The sequence below is a fragment of the Aurantiacibacter sp. KMU-128 genome (assembly GCF_056933515.1).
Genome location: NZ_JBXORT010000001.1, coordinates 2,268,045 through 2,284,598, shown reverse-complemented (window position 1 = coordinate 2,284,598; position 16,554 = coordinate 2,268,045). Strand labels below are relative to the sequence as shown.

At 64.5% G+C, this 16,554-nt stretch carries 11 protein-coding genes; 2 read left to right on the top strand and 9 right to left on the bottom strand.

All coding sequences use genetic code 11. The features are described from left to right. The first annotated feature begins 6 nt into the window (after positions 1-6). Both ACS0VV_RS11150 and ACS0VV_RS11145 read left to right on the top strand, forming a co-directional pair. A complete protein-coding gene (locus ACS0VV_RS11150; protein WP_483532774.1) occupies positions 7-2,235 on the top strand; it encodes an SdrD B-like domain-containing protein in 2,229 nt (742 codons plus the stop codon). A gap of 5 nt (positions 2,236-2,240) precedes the next feature. After that, the gene (locus ACS0VV_RS11145; RefSeq protein ID WP_483532773.1) at positions 2,241-6,494 is read left to right on the top strand and encodes a TonB-dependent receptor; all 4,254 of its coding nucleotides are present in this window, start codon (positions 2,241-2,243) and stop codon (positions 6,492-6,494) included. A 7-nt stretch (positions 6,495-6,501) separates the two neighbouring features. On the opposite strand, the gene virB11 is transcribed toward ACS0VV_RS11145, so the two are convergent. From virB11 to malQ, 9 genes are all read right to left on the bottom strand, one after another. After that, positions 6,502-7,476, bottom strand: coding sequence for a P-type DNA transfer ATPase VirB11 (virB11, locus tag ACS0VV_RS11140; protein WP_483532772.1), 975 nt, complete (start codon positions 7,474-7,476; stop codon positions 6,502-6,504). Further along, a complete protein-coding gene (locus tag ACS0VV_RS11135; RefSeq protein ID WP_483532771.1) occupies positions 7,476-8,522 on the bottom strand; it encodes a TrbI/VirB10 family protein in 1,047 nt (348 codons plus the stop codon). Before ACS0VV_RS11135 ends, virB11 begins: the two co-directional genes overlap by 1 nt. Next, on the bottom strand, positions 8,519-9,238 hold the full coding sequence (locus ACS0VV_RS11130) for a TrbG/VirB9 family P-type conjugative transfer protein (RefSeq protein WP_483532770.1): 720 nt from the start codon (positions 9,236-9,238) through the stop codon (positions 8,519-8,521). Before ACS0VV_RS11130 ends, ACS0VV_RS11135 begins: the two co-directional genes overlap by 4 nt. After that, positions 9,235-9,975: a VirB8 family type IV secretion system protein gene (locus tag ACS0VV_RS11125; protein WP_483532769.1), complete on the bottom strand. Its 741-nt coding sequence runs from the start codon at positions 9,973-9,975 to the stop codon at positions 9,235-9,237. Before ACS0VV_RS11125 ends, ACS0VV_RS11130 begins: the two co-directional genes overlap by 4 nt. Beyond that, positions 9,972-11,201, bottom strand: coding sequence for a type IV secretion system protein (locus ACS0VV_RS11120; protein WP_483532768.1), 1,230 nt, complete (start codon positions 11,199-11,201; stop codon positions 9,972-9,974). Before ACS0VV_RS11120 ends, ACS0VV_RS11125 begins: the two co-directional genes overlap by 4 nt. Continuing rightward, positions 11,201-13,576 (bottom strand): VirB4 family type IV secretion/conjugal transfer ATPase, encoded by a 2,376-nt coding sequence (locus ACS0VV_RS11115; RefSeq protein ID WP_483533535.1) that lies wholly within the window; start codon positions 13,574-13,576, stop codon positions 11,201-11,203. The genes ACS0VV_RS11120 and ACS0VV_RS11115 overlap by 1 nt, the downstream gene beginning before the upstream one ends. Beyond that, complete coding sequence (locus ACS0VV_RS11110) at positions 13,555-13,842, bottom strand: VirB3 family type IV secretion system protein (RefSeq protein WP_483532767.1); 288 nt, start codon at positions 13,840-13,842, stop codon at positions 13,555-13,557. Before ACS0VV_RS11110 ends, ACS0VV_RS11115 begins: the two co-directional genes overlap by 22 nt. 137 nt (positions 13,843-13,979) lie before the next feature. After that, positions 13,980-14,354 carry a TrbC/VirB2 family protein gene (locus ACS0VV_RS11105; protein ID WP_483533534.1) on the bottom strand — a complete coding sequence of 125 codons (375 nt, stop codon included), beginning with the start codon at positions 14,352-14,354 and terminating at the stop codon, positions 13,980-13,982. Positions 14,355-14,475: 121 nt separating this feature from the next. After that, positions 14,476-16,455, bottom strand: a complete 1,980-nt coding sequence (malQ, locus tag ACS0VV_RS11100) for a 4-alpha-glucanotransferase (RefSeq protein ID WP_483532766.1) — start codon at positions 16,453-16,455, stop codon at positions 14,476-14,478. Positions 16,456-16,554: the final 99 nt, after the last annotated feature.

Sequence of the window (16,554 nt, the reverse complement as noted above, 5' to 3'; positions counted from 1 at the left end):
AAGTCTATGTATACCCTACAGAACAATCTGGGTTTGCCAGGCTTGCCGCTTGCGCGGATGTTTACCAGCATCCTTCCATTCCTTGCGGTGGCTTTGCCCACTGGCGTGGTGTTGGCGATGGACCCCGTCACCAACACCGCCAGCGTGGCTCCGCCCACCGGGTCGTTCGATCCCGATGGCGGCAACAATACTGCAACGACCATCACTGATGTCGAAGCCGTGATTGTGGCCACGCCTGATGAAGGACGCGGGATCAATGCGGCGGTTGGCGGAACGGGCGTGGTCAACGTCTTTACCGGCGACACGATCGATGGCGGCCCGGCAACCCGTGATAACGCCGTGCTTTCGCTTGCGCCGGGCTCCAATCTCCCTACGGGAATCACCTTTGATACGGTGACGGGCAATGTGAATGTCGCGCCGGGAATGGCTCCGGGCGAATACACGTTCGAATACCGGATCTGCGAACTGGCGATCCCGACCAATTGCGAAACCGCTTTGGTGACAATCGAGATCGTCACGCCGATCAGCGAGATCGACGGCACCGTCTATCTCGACAATAATGGCGACCGCGAGCTGGATGACGGCGACACAAGGCTTGCCGGCTGGACTGTCGAAGTGCTCTCCGGCGGCAGCGTCGTTGGCACGGCAATTACAGGCACTGATGGCTCCTACGCCTTCCCCGGCCTTCCGGGCGGCACTGAATACACCATCCGTTTCCGCAGCCCCGACGGCGGCGTTGTTTACGAAGAAATCACGGGCATTTTCCTCGAGGACGCAACCACGCTTCCAGACCAGAACCTGCCGATCGATCCATCGGGCATCATCTACGATTCGGTCACCCGATTGCCGGTGGCTGGCGCGACCGCAACGCTGGTCGATTCAAACGGCATTCCGCTGCCCGAGGATTGCTATGTCGACGCCTCGCAAAGCAATCAGGTGACGGGCGCAAGCGGGGCCTACCGTTTCGACGTGGTGCCGGGCGCAGCGCCTGCCTGTCCCACGGGTGAAAGCGATTACACGATCCGCATCACGCCGCCGCCGGGCTACAGCTTTACTTCCACCGTGCTGCCGCCGCAGCCGGGGCCGCTTGATCCGACGGGGCTGGGCAATCCCTATTCGGTCAGCGTTTCGCCCGCCGTGCCGGTGGGCAACGCTCCGGTCTATTTCATCAGCTTCGAGCTGGAGACGGGCGATCCCGACATCATCAACAACCACATCGCGCTCGATCCCTTCTTGGCGCGCGACGGGCTGGTGGTGACCAAGACTTCGACCCGCCGCTCCGCGAGCACGGGCGATCTGGTTCCCTACGAGATCACCGTGCGCAACACCGAGAATGTGCAGCGCGCTGGCGTTGATGTGGTGGACGTTCTCCCACCGGGCATGACCTATGTCACCGGCACCGCGCGGGTGAACGGGATGGCGCAGGAGCCGCAATTCGAAAACGGCAATCGCGAGCTGGTATGGCCAGGGCAGATCATCCCCGCCAATGGCGAAATGACCTATCAACTGGTGCTGGTCGTCGGCGCGGGCGTAACCGAAGGGCAGGCGGTCAATACCGGCCTCGCCGAAAACGGCCTCGACGGCAGTGAAATCTCCAACCGCGGCACCGCGACGGTCATCATCACGCCGAGCACCGTCTTCGATTGCACCGAGCTGATCGGTCAGGTGTTCGAGGATTATGACGGCGACGGCTATCAGGATGATGGCGAACCCGGCGTGCCTGCCGTGCGCCTCGCCACAGTCAACGGCCAGATCATCACCACCGACGAATTCGGTCGTTATCACATTCCTTGTGCCGCCGTTCCGGACGCGCGCATCGGTTCCAACTTCGTGCTCGAAGTCGACGAGGCATCGCTGCCGCAGGGCTGGGCGATGACCACTGACAATCCGCGCTCGATCCGTCTGACGCGCGGCATCATGGGTGTGCTCAATTTCGGCGCGAGCGAGGCTGATCTGGTTCAGCTCGATATCGGTGCCAATGCCTTTGACACAGCGGGCAATCTGAAACCCGAAGTGCTCGAACGCTTGCGTGCGCTCGCCACAGGCGAGGAGACGCACATGCTGGTGCGCGCCACCTACGCCATCGCACCGGGCGAGAGCGAGTCGCTCATCACGTCCCGCATCACCGCCATCCGCGCCGCGCTCGAAACCGTGTTTGCCGAGCAACGCGACGGGCCACCGCCAACAATCCAGGTGGACGCATCCCGCGCCCGCGCCGCGTCAGGAGGGGAGTAAGCGCCATGACCCAGACTTTCTTCCCGCACATTCCTGCAATCACTTCGGCCAAGTCGCGCATTCTGCTCGCTGGTGTCTCCGGCCTCGCGTGTCTCGCGGCGGTTCCCGCGCAGGCGGGGGCGCTGCCGATACCGGTCGAATTTGACCAACTCGTCGAAGCCGCCGAACGCGCCCCGGATACTGCGCAGCGGCAAAAGGCGCCTGCGCTTGCCGATTACTCGGTCAGGCCTGCGGCCCGCGCGATTGCGCCGGTGCTCTCGCTCGGCCTGATCGGTTCGCAGGACACGGTGCAGCGTGGCACGCCCGCGCGCTTTCTTGGTTATTCGAACTACCCGGCTTTTGTCGAGCGCGCCGAGTTGCGGCTGTTTGCCAAGGGCAGCGATCTGTCGGGGGTCCCCCACGAAGTCGTCCCCGCCAATGCTGACGGCGTAATGCAGTGGATGCCGGGCACATACGCCGCAGAGCATATGGTTGCGGTCTACCGTGTCTATGATGCCGAGGGGCATTTCGACGAGACGGCCCCGCAGTCGCTTACCGTGATTCCAGCAGCGCAGTACCTGCCGCGCGAAGCGGTCAGCCGTCCGGAATTCGGCCTAGTGGACAGCGCCGCTGCGCGCATGATCCCGCTCACCACCGCCTTCTCCGCCGATGTTAGCGGCGTGGTGCATGGCGATGCCACGCGGCTCTATCTTTGCGGACAATTGCTCAGCCATGATGCGAAAAGCGGCGAATTTGCCGCCGCGCAATTGCTGCCCTTCGGCTGCTTGCCGAGCATCGTCGCGACCGATTCCTGCGGCATCAGCCACACGCTCGCTGCCGATCCGGTCACCGATCCGGTCGATGGCGAAGTTGACGGCTTGGTGATTACCCGCTCCGAGGCGGGCGAAGACAATCGCGCCTCTGCCGTTACTGCTGACCCAGACGATCACGCGATCGATATCCGCGTAGAAGACCGCCGCGCCGATCCGGTGCTGGCAACCGGCCTTGCCGAAAGCCTGCGCATCGTGGTGCGCGGCGAAGAGGCGACCTTTGTCACTTACGCCAACTATCCGGCGCTGGTCGAGCGCGGAGAAATCCGCCTGTTCGAAGCCGGGGCCCATCCCGATGCTGTGCCCTTCGCCACACTTTCTGCCGATGCCAATGGCGTGGTGCGTTGGCCGGTAGCGGCAGAAGCTCCGCAGGATATGTTCTACACCTTCCGTGTCTATGATGCAGAAGGCCGGTTCGACGAAACCGCGCCGCAGGAACTGACCGTGCTCGACGAGCGCCCGATTGCCGACGAGGCACCCGCGCGCGAATTGTTCGGCACGCAGGATGAAGCGGCCACGCGCACCATCCCGCAGCGCCGCGTGTCGACGGTGACCGTGACCGGCCTCGCCGATCCCGATACCGATATCGTCCGCGTTGGCGGGCAGATCGTGCCGGTGGACGAGACCGGCCGCTTCGTCAGCGAGCAGATCGTCCCGCGTGACATGGAACGGATCCTGATCTCCATCGGGCAGGGTGATGAACTGAACTTTGTCGCCATGCGCGATCTGGAGCAGAACGGCGACGACTGGCTGATTGTCGGGCAGGGCGAGGTCACGGTCGGCACCTCGATTTCGAGCGGCCCTGCAGAGCGCGTCAGTGGCTCCAGCCTTGCCGAGGGCGACTATGCCATTGGCCGCGTGGCCTTCTACGCCAACGGCCCCGTCGGCGGTGATTGGGAACTCACCGCTTCGCTCGACACCGGCGAAGCGCTGCTAGAAGACCTTGTCACCAATCTGGATCGCAAGGACCCGCGCACCCTGCTGCGCCGCCTCAATTCGGAGCAATATTACCCAACCTATGGCGATGATTCGACGCTGGTCGAGGATGCGCCGACGCAGGGGCGCTTCTATTTCCGCCTCGAGAACGGGCTGAGCCAGGCGATTATCGGCAACTTCACCGCGCAGGCGAGCGGTTCCGAACTGGTCGAGCTGGATCGCGGGCTGTTCGGCGCGCTGGTCGATATCAATTCGGCGGGCACCACCAGCTTTGGTGAACGCACCGCGCAGGTGCTGGCCTTCGCCTCCGATCCGGGTACGGTTCCGGCGCGCGAGGAATTCCGCGGCACGGGTGGCTCGCTCTACTTCCTGCAGCGGCAGGATGTGACGGTCGGCAGCGAGCGTGTGCGTATCGAAATCCGCGACCGCGAGACGGGCATTGTGCTGGAGACGCGCAATCTCAATCCGCGCCAGGACTATGATTTCGACCCGTTCAGTGGCCGCCTCACGCTGCTGCGCCCGCTCGGCTCTTTCGCCGATGGCGGCGGGACGGTGCGCGAAGGCAGTGCGCCGGGCGATGTGCCGGTGCTGGTCGTGCGCTACGAATACACGCCCACGGTCGGCGAGCTCGACGGCTATACGCTGGGCGGACGCGGCACGGTGTGGCTGGGCGACGTTGTGCGTCTTGGCGCAACCGGCCAGATCGACACTGTGGAAGAAGCCGACCAGACACTGTTCGGCGTGGATGCGCTGCTGCGCCTGACCGCTGGCACCTATCTGAAGGCGGAATTCGCGCAGAGCGATGGCGCGGGCTTTGCCCAATCGAATTCCATCGATGGCGGGTTGAGCTTCCTCGATATCGCCAATCCGGGCGCGAATGTGACCGCCAACGCCTATCGCGCCGAAGCGGCGGTGAACTTCGCCGAACTGGCAGGGCAACAGGGCAATCTGGGCACGATCAATGCCTTCTACGAGAACCTTGAGGCGGGCTTCAGCGCCGCTGGGCGTCTTGCTCCGGGCGCTATCGAGCGTTGGGGCGTTGCTGCCGATATTCCGCTTGGCGAAACCGGCAATATCGCGGCTAGCTATGACGACTTCTCTGCCGAGGGACGCGGCAGCAACCGCACGGCAGAACTCGACCTGTCGAACCGTTTCGCGCTCACCGCTGGTCAGTTGACCGCGAGTGCTGGCGTGCGCTTTGACGAGCTTTCGCCCAACACCCTGTTCAACGCGGTGCAGGATGGCAGCCGTACCGATGCCGCGCTGGAGCTGGCGTTCCAGCCGACGCGCGCCAATTTCACCGGTCGCGCTTTCGGGCAGATTACGATCGACCGCGATGCGAGCCGCCAGCGCAACAACCGCGCCGGTGTGGGGCTGGAAGCCGAGATTTCGGACCGCACCACGCTGTCGGGCGAGGTCTCGGGCGGCGACGGCGGGCTTGGCGCGGATGCGCGTGTGAATTACCGTCTTGGCGAAGGTTCGGAGGCCTATGTCGGCTACACGCTGCTGGCAGACCGCACTGATACCGGGCTGGAGCCGCAAAATCTCTTCACCGGACGCCCCGGCGGCGCGTTGGTCGTCGGCGGGCGGCAACGCTTCTCGGATAGCCTCTCGGTCTTCGGCGAAAACCGTGTGAGCGTGGGCGGCGACACGCCAACCCTCTCGCGTAGTTTCGGCCTGCAATTCGAGCCGAGCGAGCACGTCAGCATCAACGGCACGTTCGAAAACGGCCGGATCGAAGACCCGAACACAGGCGTGTTCCGCCGCACGGCGGGCTCGGTCGCTTTGGGCTACACCGCGGAGGATGTGCGCGCGGGTGCCGCCATCGAAGTGCGCAACGAGGAAGGACTCAGCACGACGATTGCGGGCGAAGACCAGACCGTTTGGCTGCTGCGTTCCAATCTCAGCTATGCGGTGAACCCCGACTGGCGCTTTGTCAGCCAGTTCAATATCGCCCGCGCCGATACCGACAGCACGTCGATCCGCGCTGCCGAGTTCACCGAAGCGATTGCCGGCTTTGCTTATCGCCCGGTTGCTAATGACCGGCTGAACGCGCTTGTCCGCTTGCAGTATTTCGAGGATCTCGGCCCAGTCGGCCAGATCACCGGCTCCGGCCAGATCGAGACGCCCAAGCAATCGAGCACGATTTTCACTGTCGATGTGAATTACGACCTGACCGACCGCCTGACCATTGGTGGCCGCTATGGCTACCGCGATGGCAGCGTCTCGCTGGGCCGCGATTCGGACGAATTCGTCAGCTCCGACGCGCATCTCGCGGTTATCCGCCTCGACTATAATGTGCTGCGCGAATGGGACGTGCTCGCCGAAGGGCGTGCGCTTTGGGTGACGCAGGCGGACGATCTGCGGCTCGGCGCGCTTGGTGCGGTCTACCGCCATGTCGGCGACAATGTGAAAGTCGGCGTCGGTTATTCGTGGAGCGACTTCTCGGATGATTTGACCGACCAGAGCTATTCCAGCCACGGGCCGTTCCTGAATATCCTCTCGCGCTTCTAGCCCGGTTTCACACCCGCTCGGTCACCATTACCTGCGCGATGCTGCGCTTGCCGTTATGGCGCGAAAGCTGGACGAAGACGTCGACGCTTTCGCGCACATAATGCCGCACATCATCGCGGCTGAGGCGGGTGCCGGCTTGCAGCACGAGCAACGTCAATTGCTCAATGGCGCGGGCGGGCGTGTCGGCGTGGATCGTGGTCATCGAACCAGGATGCCCGGTATTGACCGCGCGCAGAAAGGTGAACGCCTCCTGCCCGCGCAATTCGCCGAGGATGATCCGGTCGGGCCGCAATCGCAGCGCGGCGATCAGCAGGTCTTCGACGCTGACCTGCGCCTCGCTCATCTGCCCGCGCGCCGCGATAAGGCCGACCGCGTTGGGGTGCTTCAGATTGAGCTCCTCGGTGTCCTCGATTAGCACGAGCCGCTCTTCTTGCGGAATTTCGGCCAGCAGGGCGTTGAGGAAGGTCGTCTTGCCGGTGGAGGTGCCGCCCGCCACCATGATGTTGCGCCGTTCGCGCACCGCCTGTTGCAAAGCCGCAGGCGCTTCGTCCGGCCCCAGCGTGCGGTGGCTAAGCTTGGGTTCCAGCGCCGTTTCGCCCGGCGCCAGCGCGTCGAACGCGCCTTCTGCCTGCCAGTCCCCCAGCGACAATTCAGGCGCGACGTGTTTGCGGATCGCCACGATATGCCCGCCGCGCGTCGCAGGCGGAGCGACCACCTGCACGCGGCTGCCGTCGGGAAGGCTGGCGGCGAGCAGCGGCTGCGCGCGGCTGATCCCTTGCGAGGAATGCGCCGCCACCTGCCGCGCGAGTCGGGCCAGCGTGACTTCGTCCAGCGCCTCGACACGCTCGCAGGAAATTCCGCCGCCCAGCTGCTCGAACCACACTTCGCCGGGGCGGTTGATCCAGATATCGGTCACATCCTCGCGCCCCAGCCACGGAGCGAGCGGGGCGAGGAAGCTGTCGAGATAATATCCGCTATCCATCAGCGATCGACGCTGGAGAAATCGAGATCGCGCGCGACATAGACCGAAACGCTGGTGCCGTGGGCGATCTGCAAGACGGGCCGGGGGCCGCGCGAGCCGCCTTCGGCAATGTTTTGCGTGCTGCCGGGCAGGGCAAGGATCGTGCTGCCGCCCGATGCTTCACCCGCGATTACGCCCACGCCTAGGCCCAGCACCGTGTTGAGCAGGCCGCCGCCCAAGCGTTCCCAGAAATGGCTGTCGACATCGCCTTCCACCCCGCCGCGCCCCAGCGGGTCGGATGCAGGGCTGTCCAATGAAATGCTCACGCCGTCGGGCCGCATCAGCCGTGTCCACTGAATCATTGCCCGGCTTTCGCCCGGCGCAAGCCCCGCCTCATATTCGCCGAACAACCGGCTGCCGCGCGGCACCAGCACGCGGCGTCCGTCGAAAGAATGCACATCGCGCTGCACCAGCGCGCGCACGCGGCCGGGGCGGGTGGAATCGAAGGCGGTTTCAAGCACGGCGGGAATGATCGTGCCCTGCGGCACGGTGTAGGACGGGTTGGCGAGCCGCGTTGCGTTGACGCCGCCAGTGGTGACGTTCTCCTCCTCATTGCGGCGCGGGGGCTCCATCGCGCGGTCGAACACGACGGCAGGTCCAAGCGGTTCGCTAAGCACGGGCGGCGGCGCATTGGGCGGAGCATAGCTCGGCGCTTGTGGCGGCGGCGGCAAAGGCGAGGGGGCGGGCTGAAGCAGCACGGCGGGGCCGGACGGTGGCGCCGATATGGGTGCCGCTTCTGCATCCGATGCCGCGCCAAGGTCGACCGGCAAGCGCCGCGCGCCTTCGGGCAGGCGGAGCGGGGAAGGCGAAGCAATCCGGTCGACAGCTTCACCAGCGGGGAGGGCATTGTCGCTCTCCGCATTGCCGGTGGCATTCAAGGTGCTGAACAGCCAGAAGCCGCCCAGCGCGAGGATGGCGATAAAGGCGTAGAGCCCCCAATTGCCCGCACCCGAAGTGGCGACGACGGGACGCATATCGTCGGTTTCGCTGATGGCCTGCTCGCTCATCCGCCGCGCTCCTCTGCCGGATCGGGGCTGCTGTTGCGCTGCGCGCGCAGCCGTTCCCTGTCGAGCCTGAAGACAAGCTCGGAATAGACGCGGTCGATCACGAAAAGGTCACCGCGCATATGGCCGTTCACCAGTTCCTCTTCCCCCGTCTGGCCGATGGCGAAGACGGCGGGAAGCGCCTGTTCGGGGTGGTAGGCGATATAGGTGCGTTCGCCGTCATCGCTGATGCTGAGCGGGCGCACTTCATCATCGCCGCGCATTCGGTATGACCAGCTTTGTGCAGCACGCGGCGTTTCGGGCAGCGTCTCCACAGCGTCGGCAGACGGCAATTCGCCATAGGTAAAGCGCACAAGATAGGCGGCGGTCAGGCCCTGCCCGATGCGAAGGACAAACGGGTATCGCCGCCGGTCAGTCTCGACCAGCATTGTGCTTTCCTCCGCCTGATGATCGGCGAGCACCAGCAGGCTGTTGCCTTCGGGCGAAACCCGCACCGAATAGTCGAATTCGCTGCCCAGCGTGACTCTGGTGATCTCTTCGCCCGGTTCCAGCATGATCGTGGTGCCCGACCCCGGCATGATTGTGAGCAACACCGATGCACCTTCGGCATAATGCACGCGCTGGATGCGCGGATTGTCGAGCTGCACATCGGGCACGGTCTGCGCGCCCGCCGGAAATGCGGTGAGCAGCAATAGAGGCAGGGCGAGCGCGCGGATCACTCGGCCGTCTCCGCTTCGGCAGAGCGTTGCAACTGCACGGCCTCTTGCGCTTCCATCACTTCGGGCAAGGTCTCGGCATCGCGGCGATAGCGCGTCACCTGAAAGCCGAGCGGGTTGAGATAGCGGTCGGCCTCGCTCATCGCCGCTTGGCTGAAGGTGTAGTCGATCACCGCTGCCCAATGCTGCGCTGCCTGCGGCTGCCCGCCCGCATCGGTCTGCACGGTGGAGAAGCGCACCAGCGACCGGTCTGCCGCGAGCGAGGAGACGCTGCGTATCTCCACAGTCACCCGGCTGGTGCTGCCATAGGCGTTGATCGGGCTTCCCGGTGTGTCAGCGGCCATCATGTTCTCGTAAAGCCGCCACGCCTCGCCCGTGCTCCACAGGCCGACCTTGCGGTAATCCTCGTTGAGATCGGCGTAGTCATAGCTTTCGCGCGCGGTGACATATTGCACCAGAAAGCTGCGGGTCAGCGCGGCGTCGGGCGCGATCATCGTCTGGTCGAGCGGGGCGAGTTCCTCGACATGGCCGGTCTGCCGGTCGACCAGCAGCGTATAGGGAACGCGCTCTTTCAGGGGCAGCATGATGACGATAGCCACGGCCAGCAGGATCGCCACAGCAGCGGAAACGCAGGCGACAATCCACGCGTTGCGGCGCGATTTTTCCAGCTGCTCGGTCACGCTTTCGCCCCAGCTATCGGCGATGGCGTAGCTCTCATCGAAGGGTTCGTGCGCGCTCATTGATCTCTCCTGCGGCTCGACAGAGACCGCGCATGGCTGTTGCGACGATAGGAATTGCCGAGCCGTTCGGGTGGCTGGGTGCGGGCCTCGCTGCGACTGGCGGACATGGTGGTGCCGGAGCCCGATATGCGTGCCCCTGCATTGCCGCCGCCACCTCCAACGGGTGCCGAGTTGCTTGGTAAATTCACCATCCGGCGGTCTTCAAAGCGCATCCGGTTCTCGACATTCTGCGCGATCCGCTCTGCGCGGTTCACGGGCCCGATGGAAACGCGCTGCATGGCGGGAGCAGCGGCGCTCCCAAGGCTCGACGCATCGGGCCAAGCAGGCAGGCGCAATGCCTCGGGCCAGCCGCGCATAAACGCGACCTTGGCGAGCAGCCAGATGCTCAGCAATTGCACCAGCGTGAAACCGGCAACGATGGCGAACAATTCAATCGGCGCACTGGGCGCGGCGTAGCTGCTCGAGCGGACAAGCAGGGCATCGCGCAGGAAGGGTTCTAGTACGGCCAACTCGATCGCAAGTATGGCTGTCACGCCGACCGATCCGAGCACAGTCAGCACGAGGCCCCTCAGCCAACCGGCGAAAATTCCGCGCGTCGCCTCGAAAAGGAGCAGCCCTGCGGCGAGCGGCGCCAAAGCCAGCAGCAGCCCCGCCAGCAGCCGCAATAGGCCGAGCGAGCCGATCAACCCCGCCAGATAGATCAGCCGCGCCCAGCCGAGCGCTGCATCATCCTGCAAGGCGGTTCCGGCAAAGCTGGCATTGCCCGCCTGTCCCTCCAGCAATTGCTCCGACCAGCGCCCGGTGCCAAGGTCAATCAGCGCGAGTATGCCATTGTCGACGCCTTGCAGCCGCGCGACGAAATTTCCGCCTGCGCTGGTCGCACCCGGATTGGCGAGTGCGGTGGCGATTTGCGCGGGGCCGTCCAGCACCAGATCATGCACCACCGTGCGGAATGCGGGCCAGCTGAAGGCGAGGGTAAGCACGATGCCTACCTTCAAAACATCGCCCATTATATCGCGCCCTTGCGGCACATAACCAAAAGCGATGCGGAAACCCCAGATGGCGACAAACAAGGTCAGCAATCCCGCCATGGCGGTCGCGGCGAAGGAGCCGGGATCGCTGAGCGCGCCGTAGCCATAGCTGCCAAGATAGCGCGCCTGGCAATCGATATGCGTCACTACGCGGGTGACGAATTCGCCGCCGGTCAGGATCTGCGGGCAGGCCATTACGCCGCACGCTCCAGCAATTTGCGCATCCACGCCTTGGGATCGGGGCCGGTTTCGGCCACCAGCTCGTCAAACAGGCGCACCGTGCTTTCGCGGCCTGAAAGGATGGTGAGGAGATCACGCTCGCCCGACAGGTCGAGCCGCGCGACTACGCTGTCATTGCCGTGCTTGATGAGGAAACAATGCGAATTGTCGGGCAGGCTGCGCACCAGATCGAACTCGTGGCGGGTGAGGCCGAAGCCGTTCATGTAATCTTCCGCGCGCGCTTTCGGATTGATCATGAAAATCTGCGTCGCCGCCTGCTCGATAATCGCGCTGGCGATCCGGCTTTCGAGCGCATCCTGCGCGCTCTGCGTGGCAAAGCCGACAATGCCGTTCCTTTTGCGGATGGTTTTTTCCCAATCCTTGATCCGCCGCACGAAGACATCATCGTCCAGCGCCTTCCACCCTTCATCGACCACGATGATGGCGGGCGTCCCGTCGAGCCGTTCTTCCACGCGGTGGAAGAAATACATCAGCGCCGGCGTGCGCGCGGCGGGATCGTCGAGGATGCTCGTCATGTCGAAGCCGACCGCCTTGGCGGACAAGTCGGTCTGGTCGAGCGGATTGTCGAACAGCCATGCGCGTTCGCCATCGCCATGCCAAGGGCGCAGGCGGGCATGAAGGTCGCGGGGGTGGGGCCGCGCGCCGCCGCGGAACAGTTCGACCAGAAACCGCAACCGCCGCCGTTCCATCGGCTGCGCGAAATTGGTGTCGACCGCATCGCGGATGGCGTCCAGCTCTTCCTCGTCCACTCCGTTTGCCAGCAGGCCAAGCCACTCGATCAGGAATTGCCGGTTCGCAGGCGTATCGTCCATTTGCAGCGGGTTGAGGCCCGAGGCACGATCGGAGGAGAGGCGGTCATACTGCCCGCCAATCGCGCGGATAAACAGCTCCGCCCCGCGATCCTTGTCGAAGAAGATGATGCGCGGATCGAACCGCCGCGCCTGCGCGAGCAAGAAGTTCATCACCACCGTTTTGCCGCTGCCCGAGGGGCCGATGACGGTGAAATTGCCCAGATCGCGCTGGTGGAAATTGAAATAGTAGGGGCCAGCCGCCGTCGTCTCGAACAGGGTGACGGCATCGCCCCAATGGTTGCCATGCGCGCGCCCGGTGGCGAAATTGTGCAGGCTTGCAAGCCCTGCAAAATTGGTCGTCGAGACGAGGCCGCGCCGCGCGATATATTTGAAGTTTGCGGGGAAACGCGCCCAGAAGGTCGGCTCCAGCGCAAGATCCTCGCGCACGGCGGTAATGCCCAGATCGGCGAGCAGCGCGATCACTTCGGCGACTTGTCCGTCGAGCAGCCCCAGATCGTCCGCGTGGATGGTGATGGTGGTGTGATGCTCGCCAAAACCGGCGCGGCCTGCGGCGACTTCGTCCTTGGCGTCGACCAGCTCGTCCCGCAGCGACAGCGCCTCATCTTCGGCAGAGCGCATCCGCCGGATCGCCAGATTCATCCGGTCGAGCGCGGCGGCGCGTTCGACGAAGGCGAAGCTCTGCGTCACATCGAGTTCGAAGGGCAGGCGATACAGTTCGTCGAACATACCGGGCATGGTGCGCCCCGGATAATCCTTGATCGACACCAGAGCCATAAAGCGGCGGCCCAGCGCGCCCGCCGGGCCGAGTTCCACCGTGTGCGTGCCAAAGCTGATGCGGCGCGCGGGGATATGTTGGCCTACATCGCCATGCGGCACCGCGACGGGACGCATATCGGCATTGTAGAGATAGGAGAGGAATTCGAGCGGCTCCGACCGCTCGCCATCCGCCGTGTCATAGCGCGTGAGCAAATGCGGATCATATTGCCGCAGGGCAGAGAACACCGCCTCGCGCGCATTGTCGAGCGCCGCCTTCTCGCCCGCGATCATCGCGGCATTGCGGCTGCTCTTCTTGGTGAACCAGTTGCCGATCCGCTCGGCCCAGCCGACGCGGCCTTGCAAGGGACGCCGCACGATGGTGAGGAACAGGTCGTTCACATAGAGGTTCTTCGCGCCGAGCCGTTGCCGCCAGCGCGCATCGAGCCCTTGGCTGAAGCTGTCCTGATACTCGCCTTCCAGATCCACATCGGCGCGGCGGCGCACGACGTGGTGATAGACGGCGAAGCGCGAATTGCCGAGCGCGCGCAGCATGGCATCGCGCAGTTCGGTGCGGTAATTCAGCTCTTCGCTATCGGCGGTCTCGAAATGGAAACCGGCAATGCGGATCGTCTGCATCAGCAGCCCGTCGCGCGTTTCCAGCGTCGCCGCGTCGAGATGGCGGGCATAGGGGAGATGCATCCCCGCAGGCGCTTCCCGCCGTGCCAGATCGCGCCTTTTGCTCATGCGCGGTAGGAATTGCAGCCCCAATGGGCATGGTTCTTGACGCGCGGACAATGCCGCATCCGCGTGAGCCACAGTTCGACAATGCGCGGCTCCCGCAGCGAAAGCACCACGCCCGCACCGTGGATGGCGAGTGCCAGCAGAATGATCCAGAAGCTGCGGAAAACGAGGAACAGCTCGACGCAGATGATTGCGTTGATGACGAAGAAGGAGAAGGTGACGCCCGCAAACATTTGCGGACGCGTCAGCGCCACGAACAGCGTATCGCTGCGCAAGCTGTCTGCCATCTCATCCCCCTTTTTCCGCGAAGGCCGCTGTTCACGGCGTATCCGCAAAAATACCGAGTCCGGGTTATTGCAAGGCTTGCGGCGTGAGTCGAGCCTTCGCTGAGGGCAGTGTGCCGCATTGGAGCGGTGGGCGGGCGTTACGGCGCTGGCCGAATGGTCGCATCGTCTGCCGGTTGCAGGGGTTCGCGCGGCTGCGCCTCGTAGACGACGGCAGGCCGCGCATCTGCGCGCGCGCTATTGCCATCGGCGAGGCCGAGCAGGCTCGCCGCGATCACTGGCGCGCCCAGCAGCAGGAAACAGCCGAGAATGACTTGCCCGCCGCGCCGCAGCGAAATACGTCCGGTCAGCATCGAAAAGCCGACAAATGCCACGGCCAGCACGCACAGCGTCACCGCCAGATCACCGAGCAGCGTGCCGGTGATCCAGCCGATCGAACTGGCGAGCGGGTCTTGGCTGGCGGTGGCGTCGAACATCGCGCGCGAGGCTAGCGCATTTGCGGGCGTGCTGCCAATCGTGTTGCTCGAAGGTCCGGAAGATTGCGGCAGGTGGCGGGCGCGGCATGGACAGGAAAGGCTGAAGCCGAAGACGGGAGTTGGGCCGCGCTAGAAACGGCCAACCTCTGCGATGTCTGTATCAGCTGCGGCTGGATATTGCCGCCACCCTTGCCGTTACTTGCGGTTCCTGCAGGAGTTCATCCAGCGGCGCGGGCAGTCTGCGGCGCCAATTTGGATGTTCGCTCGTCGTGCCCGGCAGATTGGGCTGTTCGGCCTCTGCCAGCAAGTCCTCAAGCGGGGCGATGGCGAGCAAGGCAGGCGTTTTGGCGACATGATCGAGTGCAGCAATAACAACAGGTTCGGGATCATCGGAGGCTGGCCGCGGCCCCTCGGCAATCGTCGACCATAGCAGTCCCCGGTCCCAGTCACGAATGTCTTCGGCCTTCTGACGGTCTACATCGTCGGGCAGACGACCGAGCTTGTCCGCCCAGTCCAGATCGCGGCCGCGCCACCAGCCGGCGACCGTCGGCGTATCGTGCGTTCCGGTCATCGCCACGCTATTGGCAGGATAATCGTGTGCGCCGATGAAGCCGTTATCGGCGGCACGCTCGAACCACAAGACCCGCATTCCCAGCATATTGCGCTCGGAAACCGCCTCGGTGAACCCATGCGGGCTGGTGCCCAGATCCTCGGCGATGATCAGCGCCGAAGCGCGGTGCGCCTCAAGCGTCACCAGACGCAAGAGATCATGGAAGGGATAGGTCAGATAGGCCCCCTGCGAGGAGCTCCCGCCAGCGGGAATGACCCACAGGCGTGCCAGACCAAATGCATGGTCGATCCGCAGGCCGCCCGCGCTGCGCAGCGCCGATCGCAGCATAGCGATCCAGGGGGCGTAGCCGCTGCTGCGCAGGCCGTCGGGCGAAAATCCCGTGATCGACCAGTTCTGCCCGAGCGGCCCCAGCGGATCGGGCGGCGCACCTATCGTGAGGCCTTGCAGCATGGCGTCTGGCATCGACCAGCAATCGCTGCCGCCGCAATGCACGCCAACCGCAAGATCGGTGACGAGACCTATCGCCATACCTGCGGCGGTCGCTTGGCGCTGCGCTGTGTCCAGTCCTTCGCGGGCCAGCCACTGCGTGTAGAGGTGGAATGCCACTTCCTCGCTGTTTTGTGCCGCGAAGCGTTGCACCTCTTCGCTGTCAGGGTTCCTGTAGGCGGACGGCCATGCGCGCCAGTCGGCACAGCCAAGCGCACGGAAGTGGCAATAGAGCGCGTCGAACAGCGCGTGCCGGTGCAAGGCCGGGCCTTCGTCCGCGCTCGCCGCTGCTATGACGGCGCGCTGTTCCGCGCCGAGATCGGCAAAGCTCTGGCGCAGCGCGGCGAGCCGCTCTGGCATGGCCTTGGCCCAGTCGATCAGGCCTTCGGTTTGCGGGGTGTTGGCGAGGGGCAGCAGACCCAGAAGCGCCGGATCGCCCATCGCCGTGTTGAGGAACGTCCGGCTCGAAGGCGAATAGGGGCTGAAATCCTCGCCCACGCCCGGAAACAGGGCGTGCACCGGATTGATCGCCACGGCACCGCAGCCATGCCGGCCAAGCGTTCGGGCGGCCCCCGCCAGTTCGCCGAAGCTGCCGAAAGCCTGCGCTCGCTCTCCGCGCAAAGCCGGGATCTGGATCGAGGTTCCCCATAAGCGCCGCCCATGGCCGCTGGGTAGCGGGCAATGGCGCGGGGCGACTGCCAGACGTACGCGCTGGCGATCAATCGCCATGTCGTAATAGCCGGGCTTAAGGATCGGGGCGAGCTGGCCGTCCGTAATGGGTATCGCTTCGCAAGCGCCGTCTTCGTCCATCAGCTCGGCGCTGGTTGCGCGCGTTTGCAAGGGGGTGGGAAAGCCCGCCTCTGTGACTACCATTGGCGGAAGGCCGCTTTGGCGCTCGCCAAGGCTCGCAAGGCTCGACCTGATCTGGCGCTGGCTCCCGGTTTCATGGCCCAGCGATCCCAGAATGGCCGCCAGGGCGTCATCGCTTACCTGCTGATCGCGGCCATCGACATCGCGCCAATGGCGCGCGAGACCCGCGACCTCTGCCAATTCGTACAATTCGGGATTCGTCGCCTTGACCATAGCGCCGCCAACATCCGGCCAAGCCTGCGGTTTGGCAACCGTCTGGTGCGCCAAATGCGGGTATGCATACGAAGGCACGGACAAATCTGCGGTTGCTAT